The sequence below is a fragment of the Congregibacter sp. genome, assembly GCF_047617445.1.
GTDB lineage: Bacteria > Pseudomonadota > Gammaproteobacteria > Pseudomonadales > Halieaceae > Congregibacter.
On the sequence record NZ_JBLGBE010000091.1, the window covers coordinates 1 to 12,920 of the forward strand.

A 12,920-nucleotide genomic window follows, 5' to 3' on the forward strand; every position below is an offset into this window, starting at 1 on the left:
CTATCGCCAGTAGCCCTGCAGCACTTACCAACGGTACCGTGGTTTTTGCCATTGATTCGCTGAGCATGGCCGAGGGCAGCTGCGACATCAGTTACGAAGTCGAAGCCATTAATGTTGGATTCACAGTCCCGGGAACTTTCCCCAACGTTGCCACGCTTGACTGGCAATCGGCCCCTGGCAGCCCGGAAACGCGCCTGGGCACAGATACTGACAGCAACTTGCTGGTCAGCATCAGCGATGCCAGCGTCGGCAAAATTGTTGCTGGTACATCCGTCCCGGCCACTCTAAAAGGTCAAGGCAATGTAAACCTCGACGACGTCACCATCGGTGAAGAAATTCGCTACGAAATCGTCGCATCCTTCAGCGAAGGACAACAGACCAGCGTGGTGTTAACAGACACGCTACAAGCAGATGATCCGGCGGGGCCCATCCTTGAACTGCTTGGCGGCAATGTAATCTCCATAGGCGACAACATTACGACCTCGCTTCCGGGAACGCCCGTCGTTGCAGGCAACGTCATCACGATCGACTACGGTACAGTCGACAACGTTGCCGACATGGTCCTCGATGAAAAAGACACCATAGTCTACGAGCTCTTTGCGCGCGTGATTAACGTTCTGGGCAACGCAGCGGCGTCGGTGCCCAACACCCTGAACAATTCGGCCACCCTGAGCTTTGACGGCGGATCTGCGCCCCCGGTATCAATAGACGTAGAGATCGTCGAACCCATCCTCGCCGCCACAAAGAGCTTCACCGATCTTACGGAAGGCGTCGCGACCATAGAATTGACGGTCGCAAACTCTGGAACCTCCGACGCCTATGAACTAGTGGTCGCCGATGACTTCCCCAACACGCTGTGGCTGTCCGGCACACTAGTGCCTATTAGCGTACCTCCGGGTTTTACTCTCGCCGAAAGCACCGCAGCGGGCACCACCACCGTCACGCTTGCGACCATTGGCAATCCCGCGAGACCCGAAGAAGTGCTCGCCCCGGGAGAAACGGTGATCGTTCAGTTCTCCATGGAACTGATCGACGAGGGCATCGTGGGAGTCCCGAGCCTTACCAACATAGCGAACGTTGAAGCCACCAGCTTACCCGGTGTGAATCTTCAGGAACGTACTTACACCACGACAGCATCTGCTGACCTTCTTTTCTCTGACCTGAGTTTGGAGAAAACCTGGTCCGGACCCAATAACCCCGCGGAGCCAGGGGATACGATCACCTACACCCTGACGCTTGAAAATGCGGGTCCAGGCGCCGCCACGAACATCGTCGTAACAGACACACCCGATGCTATTGGTATCTATCAGGCGGGTAGCGTCAGCGCATCCGGTGCGGGAGTGGTCAACACAGGGAACACGCCGGGCAATACCAGCATCGACGTCAGTTACGCATCCTTAGCTGCGGCAACGACAGTGACCATCACCTACGATGTACAGATACCACTACCCTATCCCTATGGCTCAAGCACACCAGAGCTACTGAGCAACCAGGCCGGCGCCGATGCCAAGGAGCAGCAGGGCATCATCTCTGACGATCCGGGTACTCTGGACCCCAATGATCCGACGATTGTGCCCATCGTTGCAGACCCCGTCATGAGCATAGACAAAGACGATCAGGTTGCTCTCACAGCGCCGGGTGCAGTCATCGAATACCTCATCACCTATGGCAATGTCGGCAATCAGGACGCGACCGGGGTTGTGATCACAGAAACAGTGCCTGCGAACACGGTGTACGCCGCGGCGAACAGCTCTAGCGGCTGGAGCTGCGCCAACGGCAGTGGGCCCGGTACTACTTGCCAGTTCACTGTCGGCAATCTGTCTTTGACTTCGGGCAGCGTGATCTTCGCAGTGCAGGTCGATACACCCTTACCCCCGGCGGCGACCCAGATGGACAACCTTGTGTCCATTACTGACGACGGTGACGAGTTCGACCCTGGGGCACCGGTAGTCCCATCGACGGACTCAGACACAGAGCAAACGCCCATTGGAGGCGCCTTCCCGCAGTTACGGGTTGAAAAAGACGATGGCGGCATCGGCGTCACTCCCGGGCAGCGCTACAGCTACCTGATTGACTACATCAACATTGGAAACCAGGGTGCCACCGGCGTCGTGATCACAGAGACGGTTCCGGATGACGTCGCGTTTAGTGCAGTAGCGAGTCTTCCGTCTCTCTGGAGCTGCCCGAACGGCAGTCCTCCTGGCACCATCTGCTCAATTACCGTACCGTTGCTACTCGCCGAGACGGCTGACTCAGCCCGCTTTGGTTTGGATGTGAACTTCCCGGCAGCGGCAGGACGAGAGCTCATCATCAACAATGTCGATATCACCGACGATGGCAGTAACTCACTGATACCGTCTACAGATACTGATACGGACGACACACCGCTCATCGCGGTTCCAGAAATCTACGTCACCAAACAAAGCAACGCCAATATCGTTCGCAAAGGCGACAGCATCATTTACACAGCGATGTATGGAAACCAGGGCACTCAAAACGCTACGGGCGTTGTGGTGCGCGAGGCCGTCCCGGCGGGCACAACCTTTAATGCCGCTGACAGCGCGCCCACACCCTGGAGCTGCGCCGACGGGGATCCTGCGGGAACGATTTGTGACTATCAGGGCGGTGCCGTGAATGTGGGGTTTATGGAGACACTGATGTTCGCCATCGACATCGTCGGCACACCCGAAGATCGGCAGATCGTTAACGTAATCGAAGCCAATGATGACTTGAGCAACGGTGTGGATCCGGTGCCCGCGAATAACATTTTCAGGGTGGTCAACTTATTCCCCACACTCAGCGTACATACGATGAGTCGCGGGGCCTTGGTACTACTTGCTCTGATGATGCTGTTGCTGGTTGCTGCCCGTCAGCGCCAGCTCAGTAGATAACAGTGAGCACCTAAAACAACTTTAGATTTTTTCGGCCACGACTAACTCTGATCCTCTACAAAACAGCCGGCCAAACTTCTCGACATCGCGGAAAGGCCGCGCTTTGGTAGGGTCGGCGACATCAGCTATCAATGTGTGAAAGCGCCACAGCTGTTCACGAATCGCGTAAAATTAGTGTTTTACTCGGTAAGTCCTCATGAGCGAGAAACTCGAAAAGCCTAATCGCGAACTGCTCCAGACATGGCTAAAAACAGCCCGGGTTGAATACAGCGAGTGTGGAGAGTGCGAGGGGCTGCACCTTGCGGCACTCAAGAGCATCGAAGGCGTCATAGACAGTCGCCTCTTTATAGAGCGCTACGGACTGCTACTCACAACGGAGCTCGAGATTCGCCCCATGGCACTACTCCCCATGTCCGCAGATTTGGGCCGCATCAACATGGACTACCCCATTCTAAAAATCTTCCTTGATGTTGTAGATGATGCGACTCCACAACTCGTCATTGCAGGCGTCCTACAGACCCAAGCCGGTCTGACGCTAGAACAGACTGCGCAGTTTATATCGAGCTGCATGGACGCCACGCGACAGCTCGCCGCTGAGTGCTTACAGCAGGACTACTTGTTTGCCGAAGGTGAAGGCCGCGCTATCACGAGTGCAAAGTCGCTGCACTGAGCCCAAGTACTTAGCACCCTACTGCGCCAGTGCAAAGCGGGCTACGACTCCTGCCTTAGCCCGCTTTGCCGCTAACTTGCGCTGGCGACTAAAGCCTGTCTGAGTACTACGCTTTTTGATACCGTTATACTCGCTACGCGACATCGAGTGGCTGACGCTTGATCAACCGGTGCCCAACGATACTTCCAATAATAATGTAGAGAGACTTCGCCATGCGCCTTTTACCCCCGTCCTTGCGGCGACTAAGTGTACCCCTGCTAAGCGGTGCTATCGCCACCGCAGTGCTGCTAAGCACCGGCTGTGAATCTGGTTCTGACGAGCCGGTAGTCGCCGACGCCGCTGCCAGCGAGACACTCGCTGATGTGGACTGGGCGATGCACGGACTTAACCCGTCCGAGACCCGCTTTAGTACCCTTGATCAAATCAATCCGGACAACGTCGAAGATCTCGGCTTGGACTGGTACTTCGATTACCCGGCCGCGCGTGGCAAGGAAGCGACGCCCATTGTGGTTGACGGCAAGATCTACACCAGTGGCTCATGGAGCAATATCTTCGCGCATGACGCGCTCACAGGGGAGATGCTCTGGTTCTTCGACCCCAAGGTTCCCCGAGACTGGGCGATACATCTTTGCTGTGACGTGGTTAACCGTGGCGTGGCATTGCACGAGGGTAACGTTTATTTCGGAACGCTCGATGGCCGGCTAATCAGCCTGAACAGCGCCGATGGAAGCAAACGCTGGGAAGTTCAAACAACAGATCGCAACAAGCCCTATTCCATTACCGGTGCGCCACGCATCGTAAAAAACAAAGTCATAATCGGTAACGGCGGCGCGGAATTGGGCGTTCGCGGATATGTCAGTGCCTACAATCTGGATGACGGCGAGCTGGCCTGGCGGTTCTATACAGTGCCTGGGAATCCTGACGACGGTTTTGAAAATACCGCCATGAAGAAGGCTGCAGAGACCTGGGGCGGTGGCGAATGGTGGGAGATTGGCGGCGGCGGTACCGTCTGGGACTCCATGGCCTATGATCCCGAACTAAATCTGCTCTATGTAGGCGTCGGAAACGGCGCGCCCTGGAATCGGCAACTGCGTAGCCCCGACGGCGGCGACAATTTGTATCTGTCTTCGATTCTGGCACTAAACCCTGATGATGGTAGCTACGTCTGGCACTATCAAACAACACCCGGCGACTCCTGGGATTACACGGCAACCCAGCACATGATTCTGGCCACGCTAAACATTGCAGGGGCTCCCCGTGATGTCATCATGCAGGCACCCAAAAACGGTTTTTTCTACGTACTGGATCGCAAAACCGGCGAACTACTATCGGCCGACGCTTACGCGGCGGTGACTTGGGCTACCCACGTGGATTTGGAATCCGGGCGCCCGCAGGAAACAGAAAATGCCCGCTACACCGATGGTCCAACGGGACTTAATTTGCCCGGCCCTATCGGTGGCCACAACTGGCACCCCATGAGCTATAACCCTCAGCATGGACTGGTTTACATTCCACGCCAGGATGCCGGTTGGGTCTACAAGACTGACGAGAACTTTGAGTACAAGCATGGCTACTGGAACACCGGAACTGACTCCATGCCCGCAGCCCTGCCCGATGACCCTGCAATCAAACAGGCCGTGCTTAAAACCGTTCGCGGATTAGTCGTAGCTTGGGATCCCGTAGCGAAAAAACCGCGCTGGGAAATAGAGCATGAGGGGCCCTGGAATGGCGGCATCCTATCTACGGCCGGTAACCTCATGTTGCAAGGCAACGCTCGAGGTGAGTTGGTTATCTACAGCGCAGACGAGGGTGAACGACTGTGGAGCTTTGACGCTCAAACGGGCATCGTGGCACCACCCGTGACCTATCGCATCAATGGCGAGCAGTACATAGCGATTGTCGCCGGCTGGGGCGGATCGCTGGCACTGGTTGGCGGCGAAGCTCTCAAAGGTGGAATATCGCCCAATCGCAGTCGCCTGTTAGTGTTCAAACTCGGTAGTGACGTTGCTCTTCCTCCCGCTGTTGACGAGCCACTCGTTATCGATCCCCCGCCGATGACTGCCAGTGCTGACAGTGTTGAGCGCGGTAAAGCCCTGTACCTGGGCTATTGCGTGTTCTGTCACGGTGATGGCGCAGTGAGTGGCGGTCCTATTCCAGATCTTCGCGCAATGACTGCCGAAACTCACGAACAGTTTCTGGCCATCGTACTCGGCGGATTGCATTGGGATAAAGGAATGGTCGGCTTTGGTAATCAACTCGGTACTGACGACGCCGAGGACCTTCGTGCGTTCCTCATTGAGCGTGCGCATCACAGTCTGTCACAGGAACAGGCTCCCTCGGAGGACTGAACCTCAGTGGTAACAGAATAAAGGGCCGCCTCCTTCACCCCGAAAGCTGCACGCAGCACGCTACCGGGATGAGGGAGGCCTTATCCAGATGTATTCGCCGCAACACTCCTATATAAGTCATTACTTATGCCCTCGAGAGTACAAAGCTCCGAGCTTCCCATCAACGATAGCCTCGATGACATTCGTGCGCATCTGAAACAACATCACAATCTCGTGCTCGAGGCTCCCACGGGGGCGGGCAAGACCACTGTGGTGCCCCTAGCTCTGCTCGATGAACCCTGGCTCGAAGGGCGCAAGATCATCATGCTGCAACCCCGTCGCCTGGCCGCCAAGAACGCGGCATTGCGCATGGCAAGCCTTATGCGTGAGCCCGTCGGCAAGACCGTGGGTTACCGAATGCGCCTCGACAGCAAGATCAGTGCAGACACGCGTATCGAAGTCATCACAGAAGGCATTCTTTTGCGGATGTTAAGGGACGATCCGTCGTTAACCGCCGTGGGTTTACTGATTTTCGACGAGTTCCATGAACGCTCACTGGATGCTGATCTCGGGCTCACCTTAGCCCTCAATGCGCGTGAAACCTTTGAACAGGACGCGCCGCTTAGGATTATGTTGATGTCCGCAACCTTGGGGACCGCCGCGCTGGAAATCTTCCTGAATACTCACGCTATTCGCAGTGAAGGTCGAATGTTTGCGGTTGAAGAACGCTATGGCCAAGCGAGCAAGCCACGCGAACGCATCGCGGACCGGGTTACCCGAGCCATAGAAAACGCTGTTGCAGAACATGTCGACAGCAGCGTTTTAGTGTTTCTGCCGGGACAGGGAGAAATTCGACAGGTTAGCAGCCAGCTGGAGCTACCGCCGGATGTCAGCATACGTCCCCTCTACGGTGAGCTGAGTCTTACTGAACAGCAGCTCGCTATTGAACCCAGCCCATCAGGACGGCGTAAAGTCGTACTCGCGACGAATATCGCCGAAACCAGTCTCACCATTGACGGTGTAGACATCGTCATCGATTCCGGACTCGAACGAAAACCGTTGTTCGATCCCAACACCGGCATGAGCAGACTGGAAACAGTGCGAATATCTCAAGCGTCCAGCGTACAACGCGCGGGTCGCGCAGGAAGGCTACGTCCGGGCACCTGCTACCGACTATGGTCCGGAGCACAACAACAGCAACTCAAAGCGCAGGATGAACCTGAAATCCGCAGCGCGGATCTCACGTCATTGGTGCTGCAGCTCTTCGCTTTTGGCGTTTACGATCCAACGGAGCTTGCTTGGTTAACGCCTCCGCCCCCGGGACCCTACCAGCAAGCCGTAGATCTTCTGCTAGAGCTTGCTGCGCTTTGCCGTACCGATTCCGGGCTCAGGCTTACCCCTCACGGTAGCGCGATGGCCAGTATTTCTGCCCACCCGCGCCTCGCACACATGCTTATCATGGGGCAATCGGTCGGCGCATCAGAAACCGCCGGGCATCTCGCCGCGGTGCTATCCGATCGCGACCCTGTGGGACGGGAGTCCGTGGACATGCGAACACGGCTAGAGTATCTAAACGGCGAGGGCGCCTGTCCTTCAATGTTTCGTGGGTGGCAGAAGAGGACACTGCAGCTTGCTGCACAATTCTCACGACAGTCGTCCAGCGAAGTTCCGCGCCGTCTCCCACGACCTACACAAGAGCAACTCCCGGGCTTTTTGATAGCCTGCGCGTATCCCGATCGCATTGCTCGCCAACGCCATTCTGGCGGATATCAGCTCGCAAACGGTCGCAGCAGCCAGTTTGAATCACCTAATGCACTGAGTTCGTCAAAGTGGCTGGCAGTTGCTGAGATCGGCGGCATGGCCGGTCGTAAAGGAGACCTGATTCGCTCGGCCGCACCTCTTGATCCGACGCTCTTCGATACACTCCTAAAGGATCAAATAAGTGACGAGAGCGTCGTTGATTGGGACGCCAAGTCCGGGCGCTTTATCGCTGAGCGTCGGCGAAACTGTGGCGCCCTATTGCTTCGTCGAGAAACACTTCGGGATGTATCAGATGAAGCCCGAACTCGAAAGTTGATCGAACTAACGCGCGACGCCGAACTCACCAATCTTCCCTGGTCGGATCAAACGAAGGACTTTCTGAATAAAGCAGAACTCATGTCTCGCCTGGAAGCCGACTGGCCATCATTTGAAGCCGTTCAACTTCTGGCGACATTGGAGGATTGGCTGGCGCCCTATTTATCCTCAGTTAAAAAACTGGGCGAACTTAAGAAGCTTGATTTGCTGGCGATCATTCAATCCCGAATATCCTGGGAGCAACAGCAGAGATTGAATGCAAACCTGCCCGAACGCTTTAAAGCGCCCTCGGGCTCACTTGTGAAGATTGACTACAGCCAGGATCCTCCGGTGCTACCCGTCAAGCTACAAGAAATGTTCGGTAGCGAGCACACACCCAGCATCGCTGGAGGGCGAGTCGCGCTGGTAGTGCACCTCCTCTCTCCTGCGGGGCGGCCTCTGCAAGTAACACAGGATCTTCCGAGCTTTTGGCGTAGTAGCTATGATGCAGTGAAAAAGGAGATGAGGGGCCGCTACCCAAAACATCCTTGGCCTGACGACCCCGCGACTGCAGAGCCGACCCGGTATACCAAACATCGCAGAAAAAGCTAAGGCCCTGGGGCTCGCAAAGCGACGCAGGACGCACTAGGATTTATCCCCCGCAAGCAAACCGCGACCTGCCATGCGTTCTATAAACAAAAAATCACTGCCCCTGATCATTGTCTTGAGCCTCGCCACCTGGTTGTGGAACGAGTATGGCGGTGAGCTTTCGACGTCGGGATCCACGTCTACCGCAACGATCAGCAGCGACAGTCGACTGGAGGCTGCTTTTAACAGCCGCCAAAGTGATCTCCAAATTGCAGGCGCGGGCACAGTGGTACATGTGCTTCCCGATGACAACAAGGGCAGCCGTCATCAGAAGTTTCTTATTGAGCTCGACTCGGGCTTAACGCTACTCGTTGCGCACAACATCGATTTAGCGCCGCGGATTCCAGCGCTTCGAAAGGGTGACACGGTGGGGTTCTACGGCGAGTATGAGTGGACAGAAAAAGGTGGCGTCATACATTGGACACATCATGACCCCAGCGGCAGACATGAAGAAGGCTGGCTGGAGCACCAAGGACAACGCTACGAATAAGCTAACAATTAAGCTAACAATTAAGCTAACAAAGAGTCGACCGACGCCGACAAGCGCCGGCTGCTGTGGATTAGTTACTGCGCCCCAAAGGACTCTAAAGCAGCACGGGCAATAGGGTCGCCCCACTCCTGCACAAAGTGCCCGCCGCCCTCTACCATCATCGCTGGCGGGCAACCCTTGATAAGCCTGCGCAAGTTTTCCATCACTGCAGGCCCCAGCACGGGATCGGCATCACCAATCGCCATAAAGCTTTTACCCGTCCATTCCTTAGACCAAAAATCTGCCGCGGCGAGACTGACATCCACGCCCTCCATATCTGGCGACACAGGGACAAGTGCAGGGAAAATCTGAGCGCCTGCCTTGTACTGCGGCCCCGGGAATGGTGCATCGTAGGCAGCAATCTCTGCATCGGTGAGATGGGGCGTACCCCGTGCAATCAGCTCGCCAATGGGTAAGTCGCGGGTCGACAGCGCGTAGCTCTTCCAGGCCAGAAAACCGTCACTGGGTGACTTACCAATGCCTAATCCGGTATTCATCACCAACAGTCGTGACAAGCGCGCCTTGAAGCTTTGATCTACTGGCAGAGTAAGGCCCAAAATGCCGCCCCAGTCCTGCACGACTAAAGTGATGTTCTTGAGATTGAGTCGCTCGACCAGAGCCAGGAGGTAGTCCCGATGAAAATGAAAACCATAGTCGGATTGATTCACCGGCTTGTCGGATCGACCAAAGCCCAGTAGGTCGGGTGCAACCACCCGCGCACCAGACTCAAGGAAGACGGGAATCATCCGGCGATACAGAAACGACCAACTGGGTTCTCCGTGCAAACACAGAAACACCTGATCCGCATCCTTGGGTCCTACGTCTATCCACGCCGCACGCAGGCCTTCGTAGCCAGCCAGGTCCTCCGTATAGGACACGGGATAGTCAAAGTCCGGGAGATTTTCAAATCGTTCGTCGGGCGTTCGTAACGCCTCGACACTCTTATTGTGTGACATAGTTACTTGTCCTTTGACTGGCCTGCAAGAGCACTATACTTTCCGCGCTCAAATACTATAAATCAAATAAAAGGAAACCCGTATGTCTCGACGCACCCATACTTTTTTTAAACCTGGAATCCTCAGCACTGCCGTTGCCGCCGCATTGATTGCGGGTACTGACGTCGCGCAAGCGCAGCTTGAGGAGGTCATCGTTACCGCGACCCGGCGTGCCGAGAGCATGCAGGACGTTGCCATTTCGATGCTTTCCACAAGCGGTGACGATATCAAAGACCTGGCCGTCACCCGCGGCGAAGAATTTGCGGCTAATATCCCGGCGGTCACGATTTCGCAGAGCCCCATTGGTAACTTCATTTTTATTCGCGGCATTGGTACCTCTGGCGTCAACCAGGGCATTGAGCTGTCTACAGCGATGTTCCACGACGGCGTATACATGGGTCGATCTCAGCTGCTGCGCGCGCCCTTCATGGATCTGGAGCGCGTCGAAGTGTTGCGCGGCCCTCAGGGCATTATGTTTGGCAAGAACACCATTGGCGGTGCAGTCCATATGATTACCGCCAAACCGACAGACGAACTGGAGGGTTCGATCAGCGCTCTTTATGGCAACTATGGTGAGCAGGAATTAACCGGTGTGCTCTCGGGACCCATCACAGATACCTTGTCCGGGAGAATTTCCGTGCGTGGCTATAAACTTGATGGCTACCTGGACAACATCCTCACCGGCAACGAGGGTCCTGAGCGCGACGACCAGACCGTGCGCGCGCAACTTAAGTGGGACGCCACCGAGAATCTCAGCATAAACGCGAAGTGGGAAAGCAGCGATTTTGAGCAAGTGCAGCAGTCGACCCAGTTGAGTGTTTTCGACGCCTTCGGTACAGGCATAGGTTTTTCTGGCTTGAACGCGGCGCTAGTCGCCGTGGGATCCGGTGGCGACGGCGTAGAAAGACTCGATGATGAGCGTGCCGTGATCAACGACGGCGGCGTAGTTCTGGGGCAAGTCGCGCCTGGATGGGCAGGTCTGCCAGGCTTTCCGGACAAGCCGGAATTCAGTGACAACTCTATGGATGTCGGCACGATCACTATGGACTGGGCCATCGGTGAGCACACTGTCACCTCTATCACTGGCTACGCGGCCTATGACTACCAGGATATTTGCGATTGCGACTTTGCGGCCGTACCACTAATTCAGGTGGATGCGACTGAGGACTACGAGCAGTTCAGTCAGGAAATCCGCTTAGCCTCTCCGGGCGGGGAAAAATTCGACTACATCGTGGGCCTCTATTATCACCAGAGTGATCTCGATTACCGTTCCGTCGAGGGTTTTGGTACATCGCTGGCCGCAGGCCTACTGGGCGCCCCCGAATCAATTACGCCCAACCTGACCCGGGACTACTCCATGCAGCAGGATCAGGAAATGTGGGCCGTGTTCGGTTCCGGCACCTACAGCTTTACGGACGAGACGCGCCTTAAGGTGGGTGTGCGTTACTTCGATGAATCCAAGGAAGCGAGCCACGTCCTGGACACGTCCTTTACCGGCGGATGGGACTATAGCGCCGCGGCAGGGTTACCTCCAGGCGCCGGCAGCTACGGATCCACCGCTGCAGAGTATGACCGCTTCCTTAGCGACTTTGCTGGCACACCCTTTACGGCCATTTCCGAGGGTATCCTGAACGGACTACTGGGTACTTTTGAGCACAACATCCAGAACCGCAAACGCTCGGAGACAGACGTCAACTGGGAGCTGACCCTCGAGCAAGACCTGGGTCAGAACACCATGGCCTACGGTACGGTTTCTACGGGCACCAAGGGCGGCGGATTTGATGCACGCTTCCTGCGAACCAATGACGACCCGAACTTCGAATACGAAGAAGAGTCCGCTACCAACTATGAGGTGGGGATTAAAACCTCACTTCTGGACGGTATGATGACGCTAAACGCCACGGCATTCTTTACGACCGTAGAGGACTACCAAGTCAGCATCTTTGATGGCGCGACGGCATTCTTTGTGCAAAACGCGGCCGAAGTTGAATCCAAAGGCATCGAGGTGGATCTGAAATGGGCGCCCATGGATGGATTGATTGTTAGCTTTGCCGGCACCTACCTGCAGGCGGAATACAGCGACTTTAAAAACGCACCTTGCTGGACGCCTTCAACATCTGACCCGGGTCGCGGTGACTGCCAGAACGTTGGCACAGCCGATGCGTCTCGCGATGCAACGGGTACTGCGAACACCTACTCTCCCGAGTGGGCCGCTAACCTGAACCTGGATTACGGCATGCCTGTAGGACAGTCCTTGATTGCGCGGGGCGTTTTGAATATTAACTATTCAGACGACTTTTTTGTCGCAGCCGACCTGGATCCTATCTACGGCTTCCAACCGGCGTATACCACCTATGATCTGCGTCTGAGCCTGGGCGCCCAAGATGGAATGTGGGATGTTGCTCTAGTCGGTAAGAACCTGAGTGATGAACTGATTAGTGGCAACAACGATGATCAGCCGCTTGTAAATGGTAATGGCTTTGCGCAAACGAACCGCTTGCGCTCCTACGCACTGCAGGCAACCTACCGATTCTAGGAATCGCTAAACCGGTGATTTGAATTCGTTCAAATCTAAAAGCCCGCAAGTTTTCTTGCGGGCTTTTTTTTGGTTTATCGCGGGTTCGCGGGGTCAAAGCCTACGCGACATCTGAATCCTTGTTCTGAAAGGCATTCGCTGATGACAACATGCTGAGCCTTGACGTCGGCGAGACAGGCGGCGGTCCTTTGGGCTGCTCGCGCATCTCCAGAGAAGCCTCAGCATTATCAGACGCGCTCGACGGACGCTCAAAGGACCGCCGCCCGCCT

Annotated in this window: 7 protein-coding genes; 6 read left to right on the plus strand and 1 reads right to left on the minus strand. The window is 55.8% G+C overall.

The window, feature by feature from the left end; genetic code table 11:
• The 5 genes from ACI9KD_RS15190 to ACI9KD_RS15210 form a co-directional block, all read left to right on the plus strand.
• The coding region (locus tag ACI9KD_RS15190) for a hypothetical protein (RefSeq protein WP_414982021.1) at window positions 1–2,891 on the plus strand (2,891 nt) is incomplete at its 5' end.
• 196 nt (window positions 2,892–3,087) lie between these two features.
• Window positions 3,088–3,561: a YbjN domain-containing protein gene (locus tag ACI9KD_RS15195; RefSeq protein ID WP_414982022.1), complete on the plus strand. Its 474-nt coding sequence runs from the start codon at window positions 3,088–3,090 to the stop codon at window positions 3,559–3,561.
• 212 nt (window positions 3,562–3,773) lie between these two features.
• On the plus strand, window positions 3,774–5,909 hold the full coding sequence (locus ACI9KD_RS15200; protein WP_414982023.1) for a PQQ-dependent dehydrogenase, methanol/ethanol family: 2,136 nt from the start codon (window positions 3,774–3,776) through the stop codon (window positions 5,907–5,909).
• A gap of 126 nt (window positions 5,910–6,035) precedes the next feature.
• The gene (gene hrpB / locus ACI9KD_RS15205) at window positions 6,036–8,555 is read left to right on the plus strand and encodes an ATP-dependent helicase HrpB (protein ID WP_414982024.1); all 2,520 of its coding nucleotides are present in this window, start codon (window positions 6,036–6,038) and stop codon (window positions 8,553–8,555) included.
• Between the two features lie 70 nt (window positions 8,556–8,625).
• Window positions 8,626–9,081: a DUF3465 domain-containing protein gene (locus ACI9KD_RS15210; RefSeq protein ID WP_414982025.1), complete on the plus strand. Its 456-nt coding sequence runs from the start codon at window positions 8,626–8,628 to the stop codon at window positions 9,079–9,081.
• A 74-nt stretch (window positions 9,082–9,155) separates the two neighbouring features.
• Here the strand turns inward: ACI9KD_RS15210 and ACI9KD_RS15215 are convergent, their stop codons facing one another.
• Window positions 9,156–10,076, minus strand: a complete 921-nt coding sequence (locus tag ACI9KD_RS15215; RefSeq protein WP_414982026.1) for a haloalkane dehalogenase — start codon at window positions 10,074–10,076, stop codon at window positions 9,156–9,158.
• Between the two features lie 82 nt (window positions 10,077–10,158).
• On the opposite strand from ACI9KD_RS15215, the gene ACI9KD_RS15220 reads away from it, so the two are divergent.
• Window positions 10,159–12,651 (plus strand): TonB-dependent receptor, encoded by a 2,493-nt coding sequence (locus ACI9KD_RS15220; protein ID WP_414982027.1) that lies wholly within the window; start codon window positions 10,159–10,161, stop codon window positions 12,649–12,651.
• Window positions 12,652–12,920 lie beyond the last annotated feature (269 nt).

Excerpts from the sequence above, each read along its gene's own strand:
- ACI9KD_RS15195 (WP_414982022.1), top strand. The coding sequence starts at position 3,088 with ATGAGCGAGAAACTCGAAAAGCCTAATCGCGAACTGCTCCAGACATGG.
- ACI9KD_RS15210 (WP_414982025.1), top strand. The coding sequence starts at position 8,626 with ATGCGTTCTATAAACAAAAAATCACTGCCCCTGATCATTGTCTTGAGC.
- ACI9KD_RS15215 (WP_414982026.1), bottom strand. The coding sequence starts at position 10,076 with ATGTCACACAATAAGAGTGTCGAGGCGTTACGAACGCCCGACGAACGA.
- ACI9KD_RS15220 (WP_414982027.1), top strand. The coding sequence starts at position 10,159 with ATGTCTCGACGCACCCATACTTTTTTTAAACCTGGAATCCTCAGCACT.
- ACI9KD_RS15200 (WP_414982023.1), top strand. The coding sequence starts at position 3,774 with ATGCGCCTTTTACCCCCGTCCTTGCGGCGACTAAGTGTACCCCTGCTA.
- hrpB (WP_414982024.1), top strand. The coding sequence starts at position 6,036 with ATGCCCTCGAGAGTACAAAGCTCCGAGCTTCCCATCAACGATAGCCTC.